Annotated in this window: 20 protein-coding genes and 1 other RNA gene; 8 read left to right on the plus strand and 13 right to left on the minus strand. The window is 64.0% G+C overall.

Features of this window, described 5'->3' with window-relative positions; all coding sequences use genetic code 11:
* Nucleotides 1-137: 137 nt before the first annotated feature.
* Nucleotides 138-359: a hypothetical protein gene (locus A6V37_RS42520; protein ID WP_242665820.1), complete on the minus strand. Its 222-nt coding sequence runs from the start codon at nucleotides 357-359 to the stop codon at nucleotides 138-140.
* On the opposite strand from A6V37_RS42520, the gene A6V37_RS23275 reads away from it, so the two are divergent.
* A complete protein-coding gene (locus A6V37_RS23275; RefSeq protein WP_242665819.1) occupies nucleotides 358-1,602 on the plus strand; it encodes a gamma-glutamyl-gamma-aminobutyrate hydrolase family protein in 1,245 nt (414 codons plus the stop codon). The two genes, A6V37_RS42520 and A6V37_RS23275, sit on opposite strands and share 2 nt — an antisense overlap.
* A 473-nt stretch (nucleotides 1,603-2,075) precedes the next feature.
* A complete protein-coding gene (locus A6V37_RS23280) occupies nucleotides 2,076-2,792 on the plus strand; it encodes a DUF2968 domain-containing protein (protein ID WP_064286389.1) in 717 nt (238 codons plus the stop codon).
* 81 nt (nucleotides 2,793-2,873) lie between these two features.
* Here the strand turns inward: A6V37_RS23280 and A6V37_RS23285 are convergent, their stop codons facing one another.
* Nucleotides 2,874-3,974 (minus strand): hypothetical protein, encoded by a 1,101-nt coding sequence (locus A6V37_RS23285; RefSeq protein ID WP_064286390.1) that lies wholly within the window; start codon nucleotides 3,972-3,974, stop codon nucleotides 2,874-2,876.
* A gap of 308 nt (nucleotides 3,975-4,282) precedes the next feature.
* Nucleotides 4,283-4,807: a GNAT family N-acetyltransferase gene (locus tag A6V37_RS23290; protein WP_064268552.1), complete on the minus strand. Its 525-nt coding sequence runs from the start codon at nucleotides 4,805-4,807 to the stop codon at nucleotides 4,283-4,285.
* Nucleotides 4,808-5,138: 331 nt separating this feature from the next.
* On the opposite strand from A6V37_RS23290, the gene tcuC reads away from it, so the two are divergent.
* The gene (gene tcuC / locus A6V37_RS23295) at nucleotides 5,139-6,440 is read left to right on the plus strand and encodes an MFS transporter (protein WP_064268551.1); all 1,302 of its coding nucleotides are present in this window, start codon (nucleotides 5,139-5,141) and stop codon (nucleotides 6,438-6,440) included.
* 113 nt (nucleotides 6,441-6,553) lie between these two features.
* On the opposite strand, the gene A6V37_RS23300 is transcribed toward tcuC, so the two are convergent.
* Nucleotides 6,554-8,401 carry a tetratricopeptide repeat protein gene (locus A6V37_RS23300; protein ID WP_064268550.1) on the minus strand — a complete coding sequence of 616 codons (1,848 nt, stop codon included), beginning with the start codon at nucleotides 8,399-8,401 and terminating at the stop codon, nucleotides 6,554-6,556.
* A gap of 138 nt (nucleotides 8,402-8,539) precedes the next feature.
* On the opposite strand from A6V37_RS23300, the gene A6V37_RS23305 reads away from it, so the two are divergent.
* From A6V37_RS23305 to A6V37_RS23315, 3 genes are all read left to right on the plus strand, one after another.
* Nucleotides 8,540-8,887, plus strand: a complete 348-nt coding sequence (locus tag A6V37_RS23305; protein WP_064268549.1) for an ArsR/SmtB family transcription factor — start codon at nucleotides 8,540-8,542, stop codon at nucleotides 8,885-8,887.
* Nucleotides 8,884-10,005: a cation diffusion facilitator family transporter gene (locus A6V37_RS23310; protein WP_082902740.1), complete on the plus strand. Its 1,122-nt coding sequence runs from the start codon at nucleotides 8,884-8,886 to the stop codon at nucleotides 10,003-10,005. The genes A6V37_RS23305 and A6V37_RS23310 overlap by 4 nt, the downstream gene beginning before the upstream one ends.
* A 151-nt stretch (nucleotides 10,006-10,156) precedes the next feature.
* Nucleotides 10,157-11,881, plus strand: coding sequence for an FAD-dependent monooxygenase (locus A6V37_RS23315; RefSeq protein WP_064268548.1), 1,725 nt, complete (start codon nucleotides 10,157-10,159; stop codon nucleotides 11,879-11,881).
* Nucleotides 11,882-11,937: 56 nt separating this feature from the next.
* On the opposite strand, the gene A6V37_RS23320 is transcribed toward A6V37_RS23315, so the two are convergent.
* Genes A6V37_RS23320 through A6V37_RS23335 form a run of 4 tightly spaced genes read right to left on the minus strand, consistent with a single transcriptional unit; the run spans nucleotide 11,938 to nucleotide 17,231 of the window.
* Nucleotides 11,938-12,189, minus strand: coding sequence for a formate dehydrogenase subunit delta (locus A6V37_RS23320; protein WP_064268547.1), 252 nt, complete (start codon nucleotides 12,187-12,189; stop codon nucleotides 11,938-11,940).
* A gap of 8 nt (nucleotides 12,190-12,197) precedes the next feature.
* Entirely contained in the window at nucleotides 12,198-15,152 is a 2,955-nt protein-coding gene (gene fdhF / locus A6V37_RS23325) for a formate dehydrogenase subunit alpha (protein WP_064268546.1), read from the minus strand.
* 16 nt (nucleotides 15,153-15,168) lie between these two features.
* On the minus strand, nucleotides 15,169-16,737 hold the full coding sequence (locus tag A6V37_RS23330) for a formate dehydrogenase beta subunit (protein WP_064268545.1): 1,569 nt from the start codon (nucleotides 16,735-16,737) through the stop codon (nucleotides 15,169-15,171).
* A complete protein-coding gene (locus A6V37_RS23335; RefSeq protein WP_064268544.1) occupies nucleotides 16,734-17,231 on the minus strand; it encodes an NAD(P)H-dependent oxidoreductase subunit E in 498 nt (165 codons plus the stop codon). Before A6V37_RS23335 ends, A6V37_RS23330 begins: the two co-directional genes overlap by 4 nt.
* Before the next feature lie 134 nt (nucleotides 17,232-17,365).
* Here A6V37_RS23335 and A6V37_RS23340 point away from each other — a divergent pair, with 134 nt between their 5' ends.
* Nucleotides 17,366-18,445, plus strand: coding sequence for a substrate-binding domain-containing protein (locus tag A6V37_RS23340; protein ID WP_064268543.1), 1,080 nt, complete (start codon nucleotides 17,366-17,368; stop codon nucleotides 18,443-18,445).
* A 108-nt stretch (nucleotides 18,446-18,553) separates the two neighbouring features.
* Complete coding sequence (locus A6V37_RS23345) at nucleotides 18,554-18,820, plus strand: hypothetical protein (RefSeq protein ID WP_064268542.1); 267 nt, start codon at nucleotides 18,554-18,556, stop codon at nucleotides 18,818-18,820.
* A 105-nt stretch (nucleotides 18,821-18,925) separates the two neighbouring features.
* Here A6V37_RS23345 and A6V37_RS23350 read toward each other — a convergent pair whose 3' ends face one another.
* The 5 genes from A6V37_RS23350 to ompA form a co-directional block, all read right to left on the minus strand.
* Complete coding sequence (locus A6V37_RS23350; RefSeq protein WP_064268541.1) at nucleotides 18,926-19,285, minus strand: COG4315 family predicted lipoprotein; 360 nt, start codon at nucleotides 19,283-19,285, stop codon at nucleotides 18,926-18,928.
* A gap of 259 nt (nucleotides 19,286-19,544) precedes the next feature.
* Nucleotides 19,545-19,914, minus strand: a transfer-messenger RNA (tmRNA) gene (gene ssrA, locus A6V37_RS23355).
* Between the two features lie 135 nt (nucleotides 19,915-20,049).
* The gene (gph, locus tag A6V37_RS23360) at nucleotides 20,050-20,763 is read right to left on the minus strand and encodes a phosphoglycolate phosphatase (protein ID WP_064268540.1); all 714 of its coding nucleotides are present in this window, start codon (nucleotides 20,761-20,763) and stop codon (nucleotides 20,050-20,052) included.
* Nucleotides 20,764-20,794: 31 nt separating this feature from the next.
* The gene (gene ubiG / locus A6V37_RS23365) at nucleotides 20,795-21,493 is read right to left on the minus strand and encodes a bifunctional 2-polyprenyl-6-hydroxyphenol methylase/3-demethylubiquinol 3-O-methyltransferase UbiG (RefSeq protein WP_064268539.1); all 699 of its coding nucleotides are present in this window, start codon (nucleotides 21,491-21,493) and stop codon (nucleotides 20,795-20,797) included.
* Between the two features lie 193 nt (nucleotides 21,494-21,686).
* A complete protein-coding gene (ompA, locus tag A6V37_RS23370; RefSeq protein WP_064268538.1) occupies nucleotides 21,687-22,337 on the minus strand; it encodes an outer membrane protein OmpA in 651 nt (216 codons plus the stop codon).
* Nucleotides 22,338-22,343 lie beyond the last annotated feature (6 nt).

The raw sequence follows: 22,343 nt of genomic DNA on the forward strand, positions 1-22,343 counted from the left end.
CGCCCGCAACAATGTGACCATTTGTGTGCGGGTTTGCGGGGCTTGCCGCGCTAGCGGATAATCAGGGCATATTCATTCGTTCGCGTTGAAGGCGCCTGTCTGACTGTCATGAGCGAAAACAAACCTGATAATGCCGGTCAGCCCGGCAATCCGCCGTCGTCTTCCGCCTCGCCAGCGCCGGCACCGTCTGGCGCGCCGGCACGCGTCTCCGAATTGGCGGAACCGGCGGCTTCGCTACCTCTCTCGCACGAAGATGCCATCCAGTCTCCCGTCAAGGACCCGGTCGCGCCACCCGCCGCGTCGCCGGCCGGCAGACCTGCTGAGCCAACGGTGACGCCTTCTGCGGAAGAGGCTGCCATGCGATCGTCGACCGACGACCTCGGCAGCGCGTCGGCCGTGACGCCCGCCGACGCGCAAACGGCGCAGCAACGCGACGCGGCCGAGGCACGCAGTTCGGCTGCGGCATCCGTCGCGCGGCAGGAAGCGGCCGTTCACGAGAACGAGCCACGTGCCCGCATGCATGCGGCTAATCCGGCGTCGAGCCTTGAAAGGAACGACCCCCTTGACGGCGGGTTGATCACCGCGACCGACGACGCGACGGTGGTCGAAGAAGCGCAAGCCTCCACGGGGCGCCGGCCCGGCTCTCCGCCGCCCGGCTTTGGCGCCGCCCCCGACTTCTCGGCGACCAACCCGCCGCCGCCCAATGCGTTGCCGCCGTCGCCGCCGCGCTATCTGAAGCACAGCGATTCGGCGTGGACGGTGTTCGGCCGCATCATTGCGGCGCGTGCCCGCCAGATATTCGACCGCGCCGGTCAACGGATCACGCAGCGCACGCTGCGCATCGGCGTGTCGGCGCGCATCTTCCACCCGGAGCCGGGCGCGAAGGGGCTGCGGGGCAAGACCCTGCAGTACCTCGAGGAATCGATCGCGCACTGGGTGATGTCGCGCGACGTGCTGGTGTTCATGATTCCCACGGTCGGTCATCAGGGCATGCTGCACCCAAGCAATATCCGCTTGCGCGACTACGCGAAGCATCTCGACGGGCTGCTGCTGCAAGGCGGCGCCGACGTCTCGCCGCAGTCTTATGCGGAACAGGCCAGCAGCCACGAGTGGCCCGGCGACCGCGTGCGCGACATGTACGAACTCGAATTGCTGCACGAGTTCATCGAGTCCGGCAAGCCGGTGCTGGGCGTGTGCCGCGGCTGTCAGCTGATTAACGTGGCGTTCGGCGGCACCTTGTATCAGGACATCGCCACCGATGTGCCGACCGCGGGCACGCACGTCAACGAGAACTACGATCAGCATCGGCACGGGATTCATTTCCCGGACGGCTCGACGCTGGCCAATATGTTTCCGGGCCGGCGCGATGCAATCGTCAACTCGATCCACCATCAGGCGGTCAAGACGCTCGGCCGCGATCTCAATATCGAGGCGGTGTCGGCGTCGGACGGCATTATCGAAGCCGTGCGCTATCGGCGTGCGCCTTTCGTGATGGGGGTGCAGTGGCATCCGGAGTTCCATCGCGCGGGCGGCCCGGAGTTGCTCGATTGCACGCCGTTGCTCGATACGTTCTTGCGGGTAGCGCGCGAAACGCGGTTTTAACGCGAGTTGTTTCACACCGCGTTTTGCGGCGCGGCTTTTCGCAGGTGTCGTGGAGGCTGGTTTGTTCGGGGCGTTGCCGTGGTATGCGGTGGGGTTCCGGGCAAACCGGCGCCTGGTTGTTCTTGCTTGGTCCGACAGCGGATTTCGGTTTAGCCTGTTTTGCGCGCCGGGCCGCCTTTTGCCTGGGGCGCGGGCTGCTTCCTCTTCTAAATCGGCCGACACCGATTTTTCGAGATTGCACTTGATACGTGCGAATCCTACGCAAATTCAGAATTATCTGCAGAGTAAAATCATCGCATTCCTAAATTACCTGATTGCGTTTATTCCGCGATTGATGGCTTTGCCTGATTAAATCATTCGCGCGCCTTTTATCTCGATTTAAAGTCCGTCTGCGCGACACTTGAATGCTTCGCTTAGCGGCTAATCCGCGCGATAATCTGCGGCTGATCTGGAATTGCATGGAGCATGCACGTATGAAGTACCCCTTAATTGTACGGCGCGCCATGCTGCTCGCGACCTCGTGTGCGCTGTTGCAGCAAGGCGGTCTCGTACTGGCTGCACAGGACGGCGAGGCCGCGCCGCTGGCCGGCACGCGGCCGGCCATCAACACCCTGACGCCGCAGCGCGTGGCCGACGCGCTGCCCGGTGCGTCAGGCGGCACGGCAGCCGCGGCGGTGGACGCGCAGGGCAATGTCGCCGAACTCATGCAGATGATTCACGACGCCAAGCTGAGCGAATTGCGCACCACGTATAACGGCAGTTACGGCGCGAGTCTGTTTTTCTATCCGCCGGAGATGACGTACTACGTCGCACTATTCCAGGATAAACATTTCTGGCGAGTGATCAAGACTGAGGATGCCGGCCGCGCGGAAGCCATCTACACGGGCTTTGCGCAACAGACAGTGCAACTCGCGGATATTGAGATTCGTCGCACTCAGTTGCAGGCACAGAAGGCCTACATCGAAGACATCATCGCGGTGTCGGAAGATCGCGCAAAGCGCCTGCAAGCCGATCTCGACGTGGCGCGTACGCAGCAAGCCAAGGTCAACGACTATCAGCGGCAAACGCAGGGTGAAGCCACCGCGCTGCGCGCGGAAAAGGAGCGCGCGCAAGCGCAATTGCGCCAGGTCCAAAGCGAAGTGCTGCAGTTGCAGCGCCAGACCGAAATGGGCTTGCCCGTTCAGAAGTAACTGCATGAATGTGAAAAAGCCTGGCCGTCAAATTTGATGGCCAGGCTTTTTTTGTGTGCGCAAACGCGATCGCGGCGCGTGTTACTTCGCAAATTGTTCCGGGACCTCAGTGACCCGGCGCTGCGACAGATGATTCATCCATTCCGTACTGCTGGTGGCCGACGGCGCGTTTGCCGAGGCAGAGCGCGGCGCGCGCGGGATGTCGCGCAGATGCGTCGATGCGGAAACTGCCACGTCCGCATATTCATCGACGCCGAGCCGTGCCGGGGAGAGTGGCGAGAAGGGGCCCGCAGCCGACGGGCGGGGCGACACGTGCGCAAGGCTCTTCGGAGTAGTGAAACGTGAAGTGTCCGCGGTATTTGTCGTTACATGCGTCGCGTGCTTGGTTGCAACGTAGTGCGCTTTGTGCCGCTGGTTTTGATTGCGTTCGCTGGCGGCTTTGTCGCCAATGGGTTTGCGGCGAGGCGAAACCGCTTGACTGCCCGTGAAGTGAGGCGCGGCCATAGGCAATGCCGCTGGCGATGCTGGAACCGAAGCCGTCGTGGGCGCGAATGCTCCAACAGGACTGGGCGCAGTAGTCCTTGCCGACGCCGCGCCAGAATACGCGGGCGCCGATGCGGCCACCAGCCCGGACGCGTTTGAGGCGCGGTCGGCATGGGTGGGCGCGGTGGTCGGCTTGCGCAAAGTTGCCGGTTGCGAGTCATGCTGAGTCGATCCCGTGCTGGGGTAATTGGCGTGAGTGATCGTGTGGCGATGCGTCAGATGATCGACGCCGATCCAAGCCAGCACCGCAGCGCCACCCAGCGCGCAGGCGCCGCCTGCCAATGCCGTCCAATAGTTGGCCGACCCGACAACCCATGGAGTGGTCACAGTTTCATTGGCCACCTGGGCCGCCACGCCGTGCGGTGCCTCGGAAACCGCCGGCCGCGCCACAGCTGCAGCGCCCATGGGCGCGTGCGACTCCTCTAGCGGCGACCACTGGCAAAACGAGCGAATTGCCTGATCGCTCATACAGAACGTGCGCAACAAGGCGGCATAGAGCGCCTTGAGTTCAGCCCGCAAGCTGTAGCCCGGCGGAAGCAGCGCCCAGTCACAGCCGAAAGGTGCCGGCAGCTGACTGAGCGGGCGCAAACGCGGCAAAGCCAGATAGCCGACGATCGGGGTGAACGGAATGGTGGACATAGGTCTCTTGCAGCGCCTTTAAGTTGGGCCGCCGATCGGCAGCCCGGGGGTCTGTCGGGACCCAGGCCTCGAGGCGAGGCGCGTGAAATGTCTTGCTTGCACGCCGTATGTCGACGGCGGGCGCCGTTGCCATGCCCCGTTTGCGTACACGGAGGGTGTGGGCGCCTCACTGTGCGGCCATTTGGGTAGGCAAGATGATGCAAGGAGTCCGTCGCCTTAACGATCAGACAGCTCTGAAAATACGTGCTGATTCTTCTTGAACTGGAGCGGACCGCGTCGACATAACAAGCAAACGGGCCGCGTCTGTTCTATCGATTTAGCCGGTACACATAGCGCAGCGCGGTAATGTCCACGCCGCCCATGTGATCCGGTTCGGCGCCGGCAAACTGCCAGCCTTGCCGTTCGTAGAAGCCGATCGCAGGCACGTTGCCTTCGAGCACGAACAGATAGAGCTGCGCCTCGCCTTGCGCGCGGGCCCAGTCTTCGGCCGCACGCATCAACAGCTTGCCGACGCCGACGCCCTGATAGCCCGGCAGCGCATGGAGGTTGTCGAGCAACACGCCCCACGCGGATTCCGGCTGACGTTCGACGCAGACGAAACCGGCCGGCTCCCCCGCGAGTTCGGCGATCTGCACCATGCGGCGTTCGCCGCCCGGCGCGCTCAGGCGCGCTTCCCAATAGGCGGCGCGCTCACGCGTGACTTCACCATCGAGGAAGGCGTCGGGCAGCAGGCCGCGATAAGTAGCCTGCCAGCTGGCACTGTGGATCGAAGCAATGAGCGCGGCATCCGCGAGTGTCGCGGGGCGCAGCGAAAGAGCGGGATCGGTTCGCATCGGGGTCGTGATCAACGGAAATACCTGCCTGCCAATGCCACCGCGACGATAGGCGATGCTGTCTGTCCCACAAGGGGCACTTCCGGTGGTGCGTAATAAAAATGTATGCATTTCGCGACAGCGGCATCAACGGTAACATTACGTGCAGTGGCGGCCCTGTGATTCACCACGTTTACCCTGATACCGGCCCAACGCTTTCAGTAAGAGCGTGCGGCGCCCCCGGCGCGTTTCCTATAGTTCGCCCGTGGCATCCACTTGCCGAACGCAATGGATCGTTTCAACTGCCTGTCGCCCCCTGCACCTCGCGGCGACGGGCTAATCAGAGAATGTCATGTCTACTGCGTCACACGCTACTTCCCAATCCGAAGAATCCAAGGTCAAGACAGTATTCCGCGTTGTCAGCGGCAACTTTCTTGAAATGTACGACTTCATGGTCTACGGCTATTACGCTTCGGCGATCGCCAAGACCTATTTCCCGAGCGGCAGCGACTTCGCGTCGCTGATGCTGTCGCTGTCGGTGTTCGGCGCGGGCTTCCTGATGCGGCCGCTCGGCGCGATCGTGCTCGGTGCCTACATCGACCATCACGGCCGGCGCAAGGGCCTGATCCTCACCCTCGGCCTGATGGCGCTCGGCACGCTCACGGTCGCCTCGATTCCAGGTTACGCGACGATCGGCGTGCTCGCGCCGGTGCTCGTGCTCTTCGGCCGGCTATTGCAAGGCTTCTCCGCCGGGGTCGAACTGGGCGGGGTGTCGGTGTATCTGTCGGAGATCGCGACCAAGGGCAACAAGGGCTTCTACTGCTCATGGCAGTCGGGCAGCCAGCAGGTTGCCGTGGTGTTCGCCGCGCTGATCGGCGTGTTCCTGAACAAGCTGCTGCCGGCTGACCAGATGACGGCGTGGGGCTGGCGCGTGCCGTTCCTGATCGGCTGCCTGATCGTGCCATTCCTGTTCCTGATTCGCCGTTCGCTGCAGGAAACAGAGGAGTTCAAGGCTCGCAAGCATCGCCCGAGCATGGGTGAGATCCTGAAGACAATGGCGGCGAACTGGGGCATCGTGCTCGGCGGCATGGGCATGGTGATCATGACCACCGTGTCGTTCTACATGATCACCGCGTACACGCCGACCTTCGGCAAAGAGGTGCTGAAGCTGTCGGCAATCGACACGCTGATCGTCACGGTCTGTATCGGTCTGTCGAATCTGGTCTGGCTGCCGCTCTCAGGCGCGCTGTCGGACCGTATCGGCCGCCGTCCGGTGCTGCTGATCTTCACGATTCTGACCATTGTCACCGCGTATCCGGCGCTGCAATGGCTGGTCGCCGATCCGTCGTTCGCGCGCCTGCTGGCGGTCGAACTGTGGTTGTCGTTCCTGTACGGCAGCTACAACGGTGCGATGGTCGTGGCGCTGACCGAAGTCATGCCCGTCGAAGTGCGTACCGCCGGCTTCTCGCTGGCCTACAGCCTCGCCACGACGATCGGCGGCTTCACACCAGCTATCTCGACGCTGCTGATTCACACGACCGGTAACAAGGCTGCGCCGGGTTTGTTCCTGGGCTTCGCGGCGATTTGCGGGCTGATCGCGACGCTGGTGCTGTATCGCACGCCGGAGTCGCGCGATCAGTACCGGACAGCCTGACGGACAGGCTCACGGTTTCGCTTATACGAAAAATCCCCGCGTTCGCAAGAACGCGGGGATTTTTATTTGGCGCGGCGGCGGCTCGGACTCGCCAGGTCAGACGGCGCGCCTGGCTAACCGTTGCGAAGCTCCTTTGCGACCGCTTTGACGACGTCACCCCATGCGCCGGGTCGCGGCTGCCGCAGCAATGTCGCGCCCGGATACCACGGGCTGCGCGAATCACCAGCGAACCAGCGCCAATCCGCCGCGAACGGCAGCATCAGCCACAGTGGCTTGCGCAACGCGCCGGCCAGGTGAGCGATGGACGTATCGATCGACACCACCGCATCAAGCCGTTCGATGATCGCCGCCGTATCCGCAAAATCGCCGACTCGCCCGTCGAAGCGATGAATCGATGCCGCGCGCGGATGCGCGTCGAGCGCCGCGCGTTCGTCGGCGCTCAGCGCGGGTTGCAGCACGATCCAGTCGATGCCTTCGAGCGCGAAGAGCGGCTCGAGGGCGGCGAGCGGCATGGAGCGCGTTTCCTGTTGCTGGATGCGTCCTGACCACGCAATGCCGATCTTGCGTTTTGCGTGGCCGCCCAGCGAACCGCGCCATTTGCGGCCATACGCGGGAGGCACGCTGAGGTACGGCGTGCGGTCCGCAATGCTGTCGTAGGTCGTGCCGAGCGCGAGCGGCAGGCTCAGCAACGGGCATTGGAGATCGGCAGCGGGGCGAGGCGTTCCCTGGGCGATCAGCGTGACGCGCCAGGCCTGTGCGGCCGGTGCCAGCAACGGCAGCAGCTGCGGTTGCACTTCGAGCACTACGCGTGCCGCGCGCTGTGCAACCAGCGGGACGAAGCGCGCGAATTGCAGCGTGTCGCCAAAACCCTGCTCCGCATGGATCAGCAGCGTACGTTGTTCGATCGGCTCGCCGTGCCAGCGTGGCAGCGTCTGGATTACCGGATTCGCCATGGCTTGTAGCCGCCATTCGTACTCCGGCAGCCCGCGCGCGAAATCGCGCTGCGCGAGCCACGCCAGTGCGCGATTCATGTGTGCGGAGGCGAGGTCGGGCATCAGGCGCAGCGCCTGATCGAACGCGCGGACCGCGGCCGGGTAGGCCCCCAGCGCCTGGTGTGCGGTGCCCAGACTCAGCCACGCGAGCGCGAACTGCGGATCGAGACCGACCGCGCGCTCGAGATACGGCAGCGCCTCTTCATGGCGTCCCGCGGATGCGAGTGCGTTGCCCATGCCGAAGATGGCCGGCGGCAGGTTCGGCTGCAAAGCAAGCGCCGCCCGGAACGAGGCGACCGCGTCCGCATGGCGGCCGGTGGCGTCGAAGGTATTGGCGAGATTGAAGTGCGCGGCGACGAAGCGCGGCTCGGCGGCCAAGGCCGCCTGGAAGCACGGTGCCGCCTCGTCGGCGCGGCCCAGTGCATTGAGCGACATGCCCATGTTGTTGAGCGCGCCGGCATGCCCGGGGCGCAGTTCGAGCGTGCGCCGGAACGATTCGATCGCTTCCGTATGACGCCCGAGCGCGTGCAGTGCGTTGCCCAGGTTGTTATGCGACGAGGCGTCGTCCGGCTGCAGGCGCAGCGATTTCTCGAACGCGTCGGCGGCGTCTTCATGACGGCCCACCGCCGCGTATGCGTTGCCCAGGTTGTAGTGCGCCATCGGGAACGACGGCGCGAGCGTCAGCGCATTGCGGAATTGTTCGATAGCGTCGTCGATCTGGCCCAGCGCCTTCAGCGCGTTGCCCAGGTTCAGCTGCAGCGCGGCGTCTTCCGGGCGCAGGTTCACCGCGCGCCGTACCAGCTCGGCGGCTTCGGCGTGCTGGCCCTGCTGGTGGCGCAGTACGCCCAGCAGGTGCAGCGCGTCGACGTGCGTGGGATTGCCGTCGAGCGTCGCGCGGTAGCCGCGTTCGGCATCGTCGAGGCGGCCGTCACGATGCGCCGCGAAAGCGCGGTCAAAAACAGGTTGCATGACGGGGGATGGCATTCGGGTGAGGCAGAGGGCGCATTTTCCCACACTCGCCGGACCGCGCTCCGATTTGACCAGTCATCTCAATATCTATAACATGTGAACACTTATTCATATGTTCTTGGTGTAGCGACATTCATCATGGTTTCTTCCGCCTCGATTGACATCATCGACGACCGTCTGGCCGACACCGTTGCGCCGCTGGCGGACCTGTTTCGTCTGCTCGGCGACCCCACGCGGTTGCGCATCGTCCTCGCGTGCGTCGACGAACGGCGTGCGGTTGGGGCGATTGCCGAGACGCTGGGCTTGTCGTCATCGCTCGTGAGCCATCATTTGCGCTTGCTGCGCGCGGCGCGGATCGTGCGCGCCGAGCGGCAGGGCAAGCAGGTGTTCTATCTCGCCGCGGACCGTCACATCAGCGCGATGCTGGCGGGCATGCTCGAGCACGTGGCTGAACCGGCCGGCGATTATTCTCTGGACCCGTCATGAAAAAAACAGACACACCCGGCCACGCCGCGAACGTGCACGAGGACGATCATGCGGAACATGCGTGCGATCGATCCGGCCAGCAGCACGATCACGAAGCGCATGGACATGATCATTCAGGCCATGAGCATGGCAGCGGCGCCCACGCCGATCACCAGCACAGCAGCCACAGCCATCGCGGCCACAGTCATGGTCACGGCCACGGCAGTCACGCGGGTCATCATCACGCCCACGCCCCAGTCGCCGGGCATGGCCGCGCATTTGCACTTGCGGTCATACTGAACATCTCGATCGTGGTCGTGCAGGCGATCTACGGCGTGCTCGCGCATTCCACCGCGCTGCTCGCCGACGCCGGCCACAACCTCTCCGACGTGCTCGGCCTGCTGCTCGCCTGGGGCGCCGCCTGGCTCGCCACGCGCCGGCCGTCGGGGCACTACACGTTCGGCTACGGCAGTTCGTCGATTCTCGCGTCGCTCGCCAACGCCGCGCTGCTGCTGTTCGCGTGCGGCGTGATCGTTGCCGAGGCGATCGGGCGGCTCATCAACCCGGCGCCGGTGGCGGGCCTCGCGGTGTTCGTGGTTGCCGCCATCGGCGTGGTCGTCAACGGCATTTCCGCGTGGCTTTTCATGCGCGGGCAGAAGGACGACCTGAATATTCGCGGCGCCTTCCTGCACATGGCGGCCGATGCTGGCATCTCGGCGGCGGTGGCGGTGAGCGGGTTGGTGATCGTGTACACCAACTGGACGTGGCTCGACCCCGTGATGAGCCTGCTCGTCGTGGCGGTCGTGGTGGTCGGCACCTGGGGCCTGCTGCGCAACTCGGTGCGCCTCGCGCTAGACGCCGTGCCGCCGGGTGTCGATCTGCAGGGCATCCGTGACTACCTGGAAAATCAGCCCGGCGTGATCGACGTGCACGACCTGCATGTATGGGCGCTGTCCACCACCGGCAACGCACTCAGCGCGCATCTGGTGATGCCGGCGGGCCATCCCGGCGACGAGTCGATCGACGGCATCGTCGCGATGCTGCGCGAGCGCTTTTCGATGCAGCACGCGACCTTGCAAGTGGACCTCGGTACGACCGAACATCGTTGTGCGATGGATCATCTGCCGCGCGCGCACTGACGCGCGTCAGCGCGGCCGGCGATGCGGCGTCCGCCCCTGCGCGCCCCTGCGCGGGATTGATGCGGTGCACCGTCGAGCACGTTCCCGGCGCCTCACAGGTGGTCGCCCTCCGGGCGTACACTAGAACGCATTGTTGCCTCGGGAGGTCCGCATGGATGCTGCCGCAGCCGATGTGCCGCCGGTGCTGATCGTCGGGGCGGGGCCGACCGGGCTTGCCGCGGCGATGAGTCTGGCGCGCGCCCGCATTCCCGTTCGTCTGGTCGACAAGGCGATGGTGCCGAACCCGTATTCCCGGGCCATCGGCATTCAGGCGCGCACGCTCGAACTGCTCGAGCAGCATCGGCTGATCGAGCCGTTTCTCGAGCTTGGTCATCGCGCGCGGATTGCCAATCTGTTTTCCAACGGCACGCGTCTCGCGCAGCTCGATTTCGATCCGCTGCATACGCGCTATCCGTATCTGCTGTTTCTGGATCAGTCCGTGACGGAGCGCTTGCTGACGGAGCATCTCGCAACGCTCGGCGTGACGATCGAGCGCGGCGTCGAACTGACCATGTTCACGCAAGGATCCGCCAGCATTCAGGCGACGTTGCGCCGCGCGGACGGCCATACCGAGACAATGCGCCCCTCGTACCTGATCGCCGCCGACGGCGCGCACAGCGCGATTCGTCATCGGCTGGGTTTGAGCTTTACGGGCAAGACCTTCGAGCAGACTTTCCTGCTAGCCGACCTGCACGCCGAAACCGATTGGCCCGACGACGAGTTCCATATCTTCGCATCGGGCGAAGGCCTGATGGCGCTGTTTCCGATGGGGCACGGCCGGCATCGTCTGATCGCGGATCACGCCATCGAACCTGCGGCCGCCGAGCCGCCCGCGACGCCGGTCGTGCTGGGCGAACCGCCATTGATCCAGGTGCCGCCGCCATCGCTCGCGCAATGCAAGGCATTGATTGCCCGGCGCGTGCGGCAACGGGTCGACGTGTCGGAGCTGGCGTGGTCCTCGTATTTCCATCTGAATAGCCGGATGGTGGACCGGTTGCGCGTGGGCCGCATTTTCCTCGTGGGTGACGCCGCCCACGTCCACAGCCCGGCTGGCGCGCAGGGCATGAACACCGGCATTCAGGAGGCGTTCAATCTCGGCTGGAAGCTTGCGCGCGTGTTGAAAGGCGCGGCCCCCGACCGCCTGCTCGACACGTACCATCTCGAACGGCATCCGATCGAACGCGACGTGCTGCGGCAGACCGGCTTCATCATGCAGATGGCCGAGGCCGATCATGGTCCGCTCAAGCTGCTGCGCGAACGCGTCATGCCGGTACTGGCCGCGCTGGGCCCACTGCGCGATGCCGCGCGCCAGACCATCAGCGAGTTGTCGATCCAGTATCGGCACAGTCCGCTGACGCAGGAGCGCGTGCTTGACGGTGGACCGCGCGCCGGTGAACGTGCGCCGGACGCGCTGGTGCATGTCGTGGACGGACCGCTTGGCCGCGCGCCGGGCGTCGGCTGCCTGTTCGATCTGCACGACCCGGCGTTCTTCTCGCTGTTCCTGCTGCTGCCGCCGTTGCCCGTCGACGGCACACCGCTCGATCCCGCGGCGAAACACGAGCCGCCGCCCGACGCGGAACTGGAACGCGTGGCGGCGGAAGTCGAGAGGATGTTGCCGGGCGCGGTGCGCATCTGGCGCATCACGGACACCACCGGCGATGGCGGACCGCCACTCTCCGAATCGTATGGACGCACGCGGCCGTCGTTCTATCTCGTGCGGCCGGACGGCTACATCAGCACGCGCGGCCGTATCGGGTCCGATCTGAGCGGCCTGCTGCGCCATTGCGAAGCGTGGTTCACCGTAGGCGGGGAGATTCCCGAGCAAACCGCGCTTTGACGCCGGGCCGGCGCCAAAGCGCCAGGCAGCGGCGCGTGCTGCTTGCGCGGGCGGGCTTACACCACGGGCGCCGCAGCCGGTGTCAATGACTCGCGATGCTTGACAAGCGCCTCCCTGACGATAGCCGACATCTCGATGCCGCCCGCCTCAGGTTCGTCGAGCGACGTCAGCAACGCGCGCCGCATGCGCGGCTCCCAGAAGCGACGGATATGGTCGGCGATCCCGGCAAGCGCTTCTTCGCGATCGGGCATCGAATCGAAAAAGTCGCCGATCCGGTTCGCCATGTCGATCAGGTTTTGTGTGTCCATGGCTTACCTTATTTGCCCGAGTTCGCGTTGGCCAGTTCGCGCTGCCGCAGCAGGTCGAGCTGTTCAGTGTTGAAGCGCGAATAGTCCTGCTGCCATTGCGACGGCTGTTCGACCGGTGTCACCTGCACGGCAGTCACCTTGTACTCCGGACAATTGGTCGCCCAGTCTGAGCTATCGGTAGTGATCACGTTCGCCCCCGATTCGGGGAAATGGAACGTCGTATAGACCACGCCCGGCTGCATGCGCTCGGTCACCTTCGCGCGCAACACGGTTTGCCCTGCGCGCGATTCGATGCCGACCCAGTCGCCCGTCTTGATGCCGCGTTCCTCGGCATCGTGCGGATGCAGCTCCAGACGGTCTTCGTCATGCCAGCGCGAGTTCTCGGTGCGGCGTGTTTGCGCGCCCACGTTGTATTGCGACAGGATCCGGCCCGTCGTGAGCAGCAGCGGGAACTTGCGCGTGACTTTCTCGGGTGAGGCGATGAACTTCGTAATCACGAATTTGCCCTTGCCGCGCACGAAGGCATCGACGTGCATGGTCGGCGTGCCGTCCGGCGCCTGCTCGTTGCAGGGCCACTGGATACTGCCGAGCTCGTCGAGCTTCTTGTACGAGACGCCGTGGAAAGTCGGCGTGAGACGCGCGATCTCGTCCATGATCTGCGACGGATGCGTGTAGTCCATCTCGTAGCCGAGCGCGCGAGAGAGCTGTACCGTGACTTCCCAGTCGGCGTAACCCGGCACCGGCGGCATGACCTTGCGCACGCGCGAGATGCGGCGCTCCGCGTTGGTGAAGGTGCCGTCCTTTTCGAGGAACGACGAGCCGGGCAGCAGCACGTGCGCGTATTTGGCGGTCTCGTTCAGGAAAATGTCCTGCACGACGATGCATTCCATCGCCGACAGCGCCGCCGACACATGGTGCGTATTCGGGTCCGACTGAACGATGTCTTCGCCCTGGCAATACAGGCCCTTGAAGGTGCCATGCACGGCGGCGTCGAACATGTTCGGAATGCGCAGGCCGGGTTCCGGTTGCAGCGTGACGTTCCAGGCGTCTTCGAAGAGCGTGCGCGTGACCGTGTCGCTGATGTGCCGGTAGCCCGGCAGTTCGTGCGGGAACGAGCCCATGTCGCATGAACCCTGCACATTGTTCTGGCCGCGTAGCGGATTCACGCCCACGCCTTCCCGGCCGACGTTGCCCGTGGCCATCGCGAGGTTTGCGATGCCCATTACCATGGTCGAACCTTGCGCGTGCTCGGTGACGCCGAGACCATAGTAGATCGCGGCATTGCCGCCGGTGGCATAGATGCGGGCCGCTTCGCGCACGGCTTGCGCCGGCACGCCGGTCACCGCTTCGGTCGCCTCGGGCGCATTCTCCGGCAGCGCGACGAAATCGCGCCATTGTTCGAACGCGCGCGTCTCGCAGCGCTCGGCGACGAAGGCTTCGTTCACGAGGCCCTCGGTGACGATCACATGCGCCAGCGCGTTCACGATGGCCACGTTGGTGCCCGGACGCAATTGCAGATGATGCGACGCCTTCACGTGCGGCGTATCGACGATATCGATGCGCCGCGGATCCACCACGATCAGCTTCGCGCCCTCGCGCACGCGGCGCTTCAGGCGCGAGCCGAACACCGGATGGCCGTCGGTCGGGTTCGCGCCGATCACCATGATGACGTCGGCTTTATCGACCGAAGCGAAGGTCTGCGTGCCGGCCGATTCGCCGAGCGTGGCCTTCAGGCCGTAGCCGGTCGGCGAGTGGCACACGCGCGCGCAGGTGTCGACGTTGTTGTTGCCGAACGCGGCGCGCACGAGCTTTTGCACCAGATACGTTTCCTCGTTCGTGCAACGCGAGGACGTGATGCCTCCGATCGAATCACGGCCATGCTTGGCCTGGATGCGGCGGAATTCCGAGGCTGCATAGTTGAGCGCCTCTTCCCAGCTGACCTCGCGCCACGGATCGGTGATCTTCGCGCGGATCATCGGCTTGGTGATGCGGTCCTTGTGCGTCGCGTAGCCCCACGCGAAGCGGCCCTTCACGCAGGCGTGGCCTTCGTTGGCCTGGCCGTTCTTGTGCGGCACCATCCGCACGACTTCGTTGCCCTTCATCTCCGCCTTGAACGAGCAGCCGACGCCGCAATACGCGCACGTGGTGACGACCGAATGCTCGGGCTGGCCGAGCATGATGACGGTCTTCTCCTGCAAGGTGGCGGTTGGGCATGCGGCCACGCACGCGCCGCACGACACGCACTCGGAGTCCATGAACGGCTGGTTCTCGCTCGCCGCCACGCGTGATTCGAAACCGCGCCCCGTGATGGTCAGCGCGAATGTGCCTTGCGTTTCCTCGCACGCGCGTACGCAGCGATTGCAGACGATGCACTTCGACGGGTCGTACGTGAAGTACGGGTTCGACTCGTCTTTCTTGTCCTTCAGGTGATTCGCGCCGTCGAAGCCGTAGCGCACTTCGCGCAAGCCGGTGACGCCCGCCATGTCCTGCAGCTCGCAGTCGCCGTTGGCGGGGCAGGTGAGGCAGTCGAGCGGGTGATCGGAGATGTACAGCTCCATCACGTTGCGGCGCAGCGACTGCAGACGATCGGTCTGCGTGCGCACCTTCATGCCGGCCTCGACCGGCGTCGTGCACGAGGCGGGGTAGCCGCGCTTGCCTTCGATTTCCACGAGACACAAGCGGCACGAGCCGAACGGCTCCAGCGAATCGGTCGCGCAGAGCTTAGGCACGTTCACACCCGCTTCGGCGGCGGCGCGCATCACGGAGGTCCCGGCGGGAACGGTCACGGACTGGCCGTCGATTTCGAGCGTGACGTCGACATCGGCGTGGCGAGCGGGCGTGCCGTAGTCCGTCTCGTCGAAAATGGAGTGGGCCGCGCGCTGCTGTGCTTGCAGGGCCTGCGACTTGCACGCGCAATTGCCAGAGCCGCAGCCGCCGGTGGGAGAGTTGAGCATGTCGGACATGTTGTGGGCTCCTGGGTCAGGCCGCAGCTTTGGGCGCGTGATTGGACACGTTGGCGAGACCGAAGTCTTCCGGGAAATGGTCGAGTGCGGACAGCACCGGGTACGGCGTCATGCCGCCCATCGCGCAGAGCGAACCGGACACCATCGTGTCGCACAGATCGCGCAGCAATTGCACCTGGCGGGTGGACGTATCGCCGTTGCGAATCCGGGCGATGACTTCGACGCCGCGCGTCGAGCCGATCCGGCATGGCGTGCATTTGCCGCACGATTCGAGCGCGCAGAAGTGCATGGCGTACTGCGCGAGTTCGGCGAGATTCGACGTGTCGTCATGCACGACAAGCCCGCCGTGGCCGACTACCGCGCCGACCGCCGCATAGGCTTCGTAGTCCATGGGAATATCCCACTGGCTTTCCGGCAGATACGTGCCGAGCGGGCCGCCCACTTGCACGGCGCGCGCGGGACGGCCGCTCGCCGTGCCGCCGCCGTAGTCGTAGAGCAATTCGCGCAGCGTCACGCCGAATGCGAGTTCGACGAGGCCTCCTTGCTTGACGTTGCCCGCCAGCTGGAACGGCAGTGTGCCGCGCGAGCGTCCCATGCCGAAGTCTTTGTAGAACTCCGCGCCGCGCGCGAAGATGATCGGCACGGTGGCGAGTGTGATGACGTTGTTAATCACGGTCGGTTGACCGTAAAGACCGACGAGCGCCGGCACCGGCGGCTTCGCGCGCACGATGCCGCGTTTGCCTTCGAGCGATTCGAGCAGTGCAGTTTCCTCGCCGCAGACATACGAGCCGGCACCTTTCGCGACGAACAGATCGAAGCGATGCGCCGTCGAGCCGAGCACGCTGTCGCCGAGCCAGCCGGCGGCGCGCGCTTTGGCGATAGCCGCTTCGAGCGTGGCGATCGAATGCGGGTACTCGCTGCGCACGTAGATGTAGCCGACCGTCGCGCCCGTCACGACACCCGCGATGATCATTCCCTCGATCAGCACATACGGATCGCTTTCCATCACGAGGCGATCGGAGAAGGTGCCGGAGTCGCCTTCGTCCGCATTGCAGACGATGTACTTTTGAGCTGCCTTGGCAGCGCGCACCGTGCGCCATTTGATGCCGGCCGGGAACGCCGCGCCGCCACGGCCGCGCAGGCCGGATTCGATCAAGGCTTCACAGGCGGCATCGCCGTCGGTTTGCAGCGCCTGACGCAGGCCTTCGAGGCCGCCGTGGGCGACGTAGTCGTCGATGGAAAGGGGGTCTGTGATACCGATGCGGGCGAAGGTCAGGCGTTGCTGATTCTTCAGATATGGAATCTCGTCGACCACCCCGACTCGCCGGGCATGCGCGCCGCCTTCCGTGAAGCCGGCGTCGAACAGCGCGGCGACTTCGCCGGCTTCGACATTCGCGTAGCCGACGCGGCCTTCAGGCGTCTGAACTTCGACCAGCGGTTCGAGCCACAGCAGGCCCCGCGAGCCGTTGCGAACCATTTCGATTGCAATGCCGCGGCGGGTCGCTTCCGTTGCGATCGCCTGGGCCAGTTCATCCGCGCCAAGTGCCAGCGCCGACGAATCACGTGGGACATAGATCCGTGTCATGCCGTCACCTCCACGCGCTTGCTGGCGGCCGCGAAAATCGCGTCGAATTTCTGAGGCGTGACTTTGGCGTGCAGCGTGCCGTTGAGCATGAGCGCCGGTGAGAGCGCGCATTGTCCGAGGCAGTACACCGATTCCAGTTCCACCGTTGCGCCGTGCTGATGTTCAGCGTCGTGATGGACGTCAAACCGGCAGCCGGTGTGCGCCTCGATATGCTGCGCAAGCGCTTCCGTGCCCATGCTGCGGCAGGCTTCCGCGCGGCAAAGTTGCACCGTGACTGGCGCGGCGGGCTGCGTGCGGAAGTGGTGGTAGTAGGTGATCACGCCGTGCACTTCCGCGCGCGACAGGTTCATGGCACGCGCGAGCGGTGCGACCGCGGCGGGCGGCACGTAGCCGAGCTCGTCCTGAATCGCGTGCAAGACTGCCAGTAACGACCTGCCTGGCTGTGCGTGACGCTGCACGAGTTGGTCCGGCGCGACGGCGATGGAATCGTCCAAGTGGGGGCTCCTCCAAAGTCATATATGCACTTGTTATTCATAATGTGTGCACTTATGCTTCGTATATTCAATAGGGAATAATTGAACAATAGGCGGGTGCGCCGGCCTGTGCAATAGGAAAGAGGTGAGCATATATGATCCGGATCGAATGCCAGGCGCAGTTGGTGGTGAAGGGCCCGGACGGCCGTGAGGCAAGCCTGTCGGACGTGGTGCCGCTGCTCGCGTTGGTGAACGAATCCGGCAGCATCGCGCAGGCGGCGGCGCTTAAGGGTTTGTCCTACCGTCACGCATGGGGGTTGCTGCGCGGCATCGAAGAGCGCCTGGGCGGTCCGTTGATCGCGAAGGAGCGCGGCCGCGGCTCGGTGCTGTCCGATCTCGGCCAGGCCGTGTTGCGCGCACAGCGTTTGTGCGGCGAGCGGCTCGACGGCAACATGCAGGCGCTCGCGAGCGAGGTGGCCAGCGATCTGAACCGCTGGCTCGCGCCTCCCGCCGACGACGTGCGTATTCACGCGTCGCACGGTTATGCGGTAGCCGCGCTGGTGACGACGCTGGTGGCGAACAATCTGCCGGTCGACATCAAGTATCGCGACAGTGCGGACGCGGTCAGTGCGCTTGCGCGCGGCGAGTGCGATCTGGCCGGCTTCCATCTGCCGCTCGGCGAGTTTCGCGCTGTGTGCGCCGATACCTATCGGCGCTGGCTCGATCCGCAGCGTCACGTGCTCGTGCATCTGACGCGGCGCAAACAGGGGCTCTTCCTCGGCAAGGGCAATCCCAGAGGCATCGCGGGCCTAAGCGACCTCGCGCGCGACGACATCCGCTTCGTCAACCGGCAGCCGGGCTCCGGCACGCGCATGCTGCTCGATCTCGCGCTACGGAAAGTCGGGGTAGATCCGGACCGGGTCAACGGCTATGCGTCGACCGAACTGACACATTCCGCGATTGCGGCGTTCGTCGCAAGCGGCATGGCTGATGTGGGTTTCGGCGTGGAGCCCGCGGCGCATCATTTCGGGCTCGACTTCATTCCGGTTGTCGACGAAGACTATTATTTCGCCTGCGACCGTGCGCGCCTCGAGCGCGCGCCGCTCGCCAGCGTGATCGATTTACTGCGCAGCAGCGCGTTCCGGCAACGCGTCGAGCAACTCGAAGGCTACGATCCGCGGGACTGCGGCAAGCTGGTCGATCCTGATGAAGGTCTCGGCGAAACGCGGGCGTAAGACGCTGTAACCAGAAAGCGCTGATCCTCGCTGCGCATGGCGTCCGTTTGGGATACTCTTTACACTCCCGATTCCGCTTAAACCACGCGCTACGCCGTGCCGATCACTATGAAAGTTCTCCTTCACGCTTGTGCTGCCGTTGCCACGGCCGGTGCGCTTCTCGCCACCGCTTCAGTTGGATTCGCACAGAATTCGCCGGGTGTCCCGGGCGGGATATTGCAAGACCAGTTCCGCCTTGCCGAACATCCGCAAATGCCGTTTGCCGCATCGGCGCCCTCGGACAAATATCAGCATGGCAAAACATCTTCCATGCGCAAACGCGGCGATTTGGGCGATCCGAACGGTTGCAATCTGCAGTGTCCTAAAGACGAGTAAGCGGACAGATCAGTCCGTTGCTGTTGAGAGCGCCGGCGGTCTGCCGGCGCTTTCCATTTGGGCGCCAGCTTTAGCCTGGCGCGATTGTGATTTTGTGTTGGCCGCTTAGGGCTTCGCGGTGTGCCACAAGTCCTTGAAGCCTTCTCCCTTCATATCTCCCGCCTGTTTGTCGCCCGAGTAGTGATACAGCGGATGGCCTTTGTACGCCCACTGCTGCTTGCCGTCGGCGCTCGCGATCAGCGTCCAGTCGCCGGATGGTTTGTCCGACGCGCTGGCCATGGCCGCCGGCCAGAGACTCATGCAGCCGCCGGTGCAGGCGCTCGTGCCGGGCGTGGTGTCTTTGTCGAAGGTGTAGAGCGTCATGCCGTCCGCGGTGACAAGGCGGCCGTCGGCGACTTTGGGCGCTTCGGCGAATGCGCTTTGTTGCAGTGCGAGGAGGGCGAGGCAGAAGAGGGTTTTGCGCATGATGTCGGCTCCTGATCTTGGTGTTGGTCTCACGCGAGACGCGGCGTGCGCGCGCGTGAAGACGTAACGATTGAGTGGCTGCGTTTATTCCACTCGATGCCAATGCCTTGCGAGAGAAACGACAGATTCCCTTTTTATATTGCAGTCGTGAAGAATTGCAAGGCGGCAGGGCGGGCAGGCGATCGAGCAACAAAAAACCCCGAGAGCCTGACACTATCGGGGTTCTTGATAAAACAATTGCTGCTGCCTGCAAGGTGTTTGGTGGAGGCGGCGGGAATCGAACCCGCGTCCAGAAGCACTCTACGACCAGTTCTACATGTTTAGTTCTGTCATTTGATTTAACCGTAGCGACGCGGACGAACACGCTGCACTACGGCGATTCACTAATTTTTCGACCCGGACGTCGTGACTCCGTCAAGGCTTAACTGACGTATATGACCTCTGTCGGTATTGCTACCGGTCTTGCGACACTAGCCCGTCAGTGAACTAGGCAGAGGACGGCGGCCCTTAGGCTGCCAGTGCGAACGTATCGTCGTTTGCAGTTACGTTTTTCCCATTGATTAACGAGGTGACGGGTCCTCGACATGCCCTAGCCGCTTCGCAACCCCTGTCGAAACCAGGTCGCCCCCGCGGTTCGTTGCTCAAAATACTGAGCCAACGTAGATTTTACAATAGATTGACGGCCACGTCCTGACTCATTGGCGTAGCTTATTGACGTGACACGCGCGGCGGCCCGCTGCATGGGCTTGCCGCCGCACGGCACGTTAGCCGAGGTCGCGCAGCAGCCGCTGCAATTCGGCGGGTGATTGGACCACATGCTGGGCGTGCCATTGCGTCGGTGGAATATCGTTGCCGCAATAGCCGTAGGCGGCCGCCACGGTTTTCATGCCGGCCGCAAAACCCGCTTGCACGTCGCGCAGGTCGTCGCCGACGTAGACGATGCGCTCCGGCTCTACGTCGAGCTCACGCGCGGCGTGCAGCAACGGCGCCGGGTGCGGTTTCGCATGCGCAGTCGTGTCGCCGCTCACGACGCAGCCGGCGCGCTCCTCAAGGCCGAGTTGCGCGATCAGCGGCTCGGTCAGCCGTGCAACCTTGTTCGTGACGATGCCCCAGCGCACGCCGCGTGCGTCGAGTTCGTCCAGCAATTCAGGAATGCCGGGAAACAGCGTGGTTTCGATACACAGGTCCGCTTCGTAGTTGGCGAGAAATTCCTCGCGCATCGAGCCGAACTCATGATTGTCGGGGCCAATGCCGAACGCTCCACCGATCAGCCCGCGCGCGCCCGCGGACGCAAGCGGCCTGAGGTTTTCAAGCGGCACCATCTCGAGCCCGCGATCGTGGCGCATTTTGTTGACGGCCGCCGCGAGATCGGGCGCCGTGTCGGCTAGCGTGCCGTCGAGGTCGAACAGGACGGCTTGGCAAAGACCGAGGGCGTCTTCGTTGTCTTCGCGTTGGGGCAGGGGCGTGGGATCACTCATTGATTCGATAGGTCCGGCGGGTCGGGGCAGATCAGGCGTCGCGGCGGCAGGCGAGCATGTAGTTCACGCTCGTGTCGGCGGACAGTGCGAAATGCTTGCCGAGCGGGTGGTAGACGATGCCTTTGATATCGACCGTACGCAGCTCTGCGGCGCGCACGAAGCTCGCCAATTCCGAGGGGCGAATGAAGCGCGCGTAGTCGTGCGTGCCCTTGGGCAGCATCCGGGCAATGTATTCGGCGCCGATTACGGCGAACAGGTACGACTTCACATTGCGGTTCAACGTGGAATAGAACACCCAGCCACCCGGCTTCACCAGCGTCTTGCAGGCTTCGACAATCGCGGCAGGCTCCGGCACGTGTTCAAGCATTTCCATGCAGGTTACGACGTCGTAGGTGCCGGGCTCGCGGGCGGCAAGCGCTTCAGCGGCGATTTCTTCGTAATCGACCGTTACACCGCTTTCAAGACTGTGAAGATCTGCGACGCCAAGTGCCTGGGTCGAGAGGTCGATGCCCTTCACGTGCGCGCCCAGGCCGGCCATCGATTCGGACAGGATGCCGCCGCCACAGCCGATATCCAGCACCTTCTTGCCCGCAAGATGCGCGTGAGCGTCGATCCAGCTCAGGCGAATCGGGTTGAGCTCGTGCAGCGGCTTAAATTCGGCATTCGGGTCCCACCAACGATGCGCGAGGTCGCTGAATTTCTGCAGTTCGTGGGGATCGGCGTTGGTCATGGCGGAAGCTGCCTCGATGTGAGCGGTGAGCGGGCGCTCGAGGATAAACCCGGAGTATATAGGGCGCGGGACGGGGCGGCAAAATGACGCTCCGTCGATATCCGGCCGGGTGCCGCTACGCGACAGTGCGCGGAGATCGGGCATAAAAAAAGCCCCGCCGAAGCGGGGCTTTGATACTGCGGTAATTTGTAGCTTACTGCTTCGAAGTACCGACAACTTCGACTTCCACGCGACGATCCGGTGCGAGGCAGGCGACGAGTTGCTTGTGGTTCTTCTGGTTGCAACCGGTCGTGACCGGGTTGCGCTTGCCCTTGCCTTCCGTATAGATACGGTTGGATTCGATGCCCTTGCTGACCAGGTATGCCTTCACAGCTTGAGCACGGCGCAGCGACAGACGGTCGTTGTACTTGTCCGAACCGATGCGGTCTGTGTAACCCGTTGCAACGATGACTTCCAGGTTCAGCGAGCCGACCTTCGATGCCAGATCGTCCAGCTTTTCCTTGCCAGCCGGCTTCAGGATTGCCTTGTCGAAGTCGAACAGTGCGTCAGCTTGATACGTGATCTTCTGGCTCGTGATAGCCGGTGCGGGCGGTGCGACCGGAGCCGGCGGCGTCGGAGCCTGGGCAACCAGCGCGCCATCGCACTTTGCGTTGGCCGTTGCCGGCGTCCAGAATGCATCGCGCCAGCAAAGCTCGTTCGTGCCGTTCATCCACACGTATTCGCCAGTACCATTCACCCAGTTGTCGTTGGTAGCTTGTCGCGACGCCGGCACCGACTGCGCCATGGCGGATGCAGCCATAACTGCGGTAGCTGCAATGAACGCGAGCTTTGAAAGTTTATTCATATTTCT

It is taken from the genome of Paraburkholderia ginsengiterrae (assembly GCF_001645125.1).
GTDB classification, from domain to species: Bacteria; Pseudomonadota; Gammaproteobacteria; order Burkholderiales; family Burkholderiaceae; genus Paraburkholderia; species Paraburkholderia ginsengiterrae.

What these genes read in the sequence shown, in the direction of transcription:
- A6V37_RS23280 (WP_064286389.1), top strand. Translation starts at nt 2,076, where the DNA reads ATGAAGTACCCCTTAATTGTACGGCGCGCCATGCTGCTCGCGACCTCG.
- A6V37_RS23340 (WP_064268543.1), top strand. Translation starts at nt 17,366, where the DNA reads ATGATCCGGATCGAATGCCAGGCGCAGTTGGTGGTGAAGGGCCCGGAC.
- A6V37_RS23290 (WP_064268552.1), bottom strand. Translation starts at nt 4,807, where the DNA reads ATGCGAACCGATCCCGCTCTTTCGCTGCGCCCCGCGACACTCGCGGAT.
- fdhF (WP_064268546.1), bottom strand. Translation starts at nt 15,152, where the DNA reads ATGTCCGACATGCTCAACTCTCCCACCGGCGGCTGCGGCTCTGGCAAT.
- A6V37_RS23315 (WP_064268548.1), top strand. Translation starts at nt 10,157, where the DNA reads ATGGATGCTGCCGCAGCCGATGTGCCGCCGGTGCTGATCGTCGGGGCG.
- A6V37_RS23350 (WP_064268541.1), bottom strand. Translation starts at nt 19,285, where the DNA reads ATGCGCAAAACCCTCTTCTGCCTCGCCCTCCTCGCACTGCAACAAAGC.
- ubiG (WP_064268539.1), bottom strand. Translation starts at nt 21,493, where the DNA reads ATGACCAACGCCGATCCCCACGAACTGCAGAAATTCAGCGACCTCGCG.
- gph (WP_064268540.1), bottom strand. Translation starts at nt 20,763, where the DNA reads ATGAGTGATCCCACGCCCCTGCCCCAACGCGAAGACAACGAAGACGCC.
- A6V37_RS23285 (WP_064286390.1), bottom strand. Translation starts at nt 3,974, where the DNA reads ATGTCCACCATTCCGTTCACCCCGATCGTCGGCTATCTGGCTTTGCCG.
- A6V37_RS23305 (WP_064268549.1), top strand. Translation starts at nt 8,540, where the DNA reads ATGGTTTCTTCCGCCTCGATTGACATCATCGACGACCGTCTGGCCGAC.
- A6V37_RS23330 (WP_064268545.1), bottom strand. Translation starts at nt 16,737, where the DNA reads ATGACACGGATCTATGTCCCACGTGATTCGTCGGCGCTGGCACTTGGC.
- ompA (WP_064268538.1), bottom strand. Translation starts at nt 22,337, where the DNA reads ATGAATAAACTTTCAAAGCTCGCGTTCATTGCAGCTACCGCAGTTATG.
- A6V37_RS42520 (WP_242665820.1), bottom strand. Translation starts at nt 359, where the DNA reads ATGGCAGCCTCTTCCGCAGAAGGCGTCACCGTTGGCTCAGCAGGTCTG.
- A6V37_RS23275 (WP_242665819.1), top strand. Translation starts at nt 358, where the DNA reads ATGCGATCGTCGACCGACGACCTCGGCAGCGCGTCGGCCGTGACGCCC.
- tcuC (WP_064268551.1), top strand. Translation starts at nt 5,139, where the DNA reads ATGTCTACTGCGTCACACGCTACTTCCCAATCCGAAGAATCCAAGGTC.
- A6V37_RS23310 (WP_082902740.1), top strand. Translation starts at nt 8,884, where the DNA reads ATGAAAAAAACAGACACACCCGGCCACGCCGCGAACGTGCACGAGGAC.
- A6V37_RS23300 (WP_064268550.1), bottom strand. Translation starts at nt 8,401, where the DNA reads ATGCAACCTGTTTTTGACCGCGCTTTCGCGGCGCATCGTGACGGCCGC.
- A6V37_RS23320 (WP_064268547.1), bottom strand. Translation starts at nt 12,189, where the DNA reads ATGGACACACAAAACCTGATCGACATGGCGAACCGGATCGGCGACTTT.
- A6V37_RS23345 (WP_064268542.1), top strand. Translation starts at nt 18,554, where the DNA reads ATGAAAGTTCTCCTTCACGCTTGTGCTGCCGTTGCCACGGCCGGTGCG.